This is a genomic window from Variovorax sp. KK3, assembly GCF_001984055.1.
Taxonomy (GTDB): domain Bacteria; phylum Pseudomonadota; class Gammaproteobacteria; order Burkholderiales; family Burkholderiaceae_C; genus Variovorax.
Genome location: NZ_LYVO01000184.1, coordinates 1 through 1058, shown reverse-complemented (window position 1 = coordinate 1058; position 1058 = coordinate 1). Strand labels below are relative to the sequence as shown.

1 pseudogene is annotated in these 1058 nt (G+C 67.2%); it reads left to right on the top strand.

Annotation, left to right across the window (positions count from 1 at the left end):
• Positions 1-1058: pseudogene (locus B0W80_RS34055) on the top strand (RHS repeat protein); the annotation flags it as partial.

Below are 1058 nucleotides of genomic sequence, written 5' to 3'. Positions count from 1 at the left end.
AATTCCATCGGGCACCTGAGCTCCTTCACCGACCGCAGCGGCACCACGACCTACACCCGCGACATCTACGGCCGGGTGACCGCCAAGACGCAGGCGCTCGCCAACGGCTTCCGTCAACAGATCGGCTATGGCTTCACATCCGCGGGTCTGCTGGCCAGCATCACCTATCCCGGCGGCAGCATCCTCGGCCTGGGCTACGACGCGACCGGCCGACTGATCCAGCTGAACTGGAACGGCAATCCGCTCGTCACCGGCATCACCTGGAATCCGATGGGCCAGCCCACCGCCTGGACCTGGGCCTTCGCGCCGGGCGTGCGCGCCAACCGCACCTACGACACCGCGGCACGGCTGACGCAGACCGAGTTCTCCAGCTACACCTGGGACGCCGCCGGGCGCATCACCAGCCTGACGCAGAAGCTCTTCGTGCCGTCGAGCACGAATCCGGCCGAAGCGGGCATCGCGCAGCTGAATGTGGTTTCGTACATCGGATACGACGCCGTGGGTCGCGTCGTGCGATTCAACGGCCCCGATCACCAAGCCAGCTTCACCTACGACGCCAACGGCAACCGCACCGGCAGCAGCCTGACGCGAAACGGCCAGACGACCACCCGCGACTACGCCGTGCCGGCGGACAGCAACCGGATCGAGGGCTTCACGCAGACCCTGGGCGGCACCACGACCCGCATCCGCTACGGCTACGACGCCAATGGGGGCATGACCAGCGACGGCCTTCGGACGTACAGCTACGACGCCGAGGGACGCTTGAGCGCGGTCACGACCGGTGCCACGGACAGGAGCCCGACGACGCGCTATGCGCACAACCTGCTGGGGCAGCGCGTCTTCAAGACCGAGCCGCTGTATGCGCCGAGCGAAGGGGACGAGAAGGACCCGGGGTTCTTCCAGAGCCTCGTCGGGTTCTTCACGACGCTGTGGGGGCCGGGTGCGAACGAGGCGGAGAAGCAGGGCTACGCGTTCATGTACGACGAAGAGGGCAGCCTGCTCTCGGAGACCGGTACCGGCGGCGCCAACAGCGCGGGCAGCACGCAGTACATCTACCT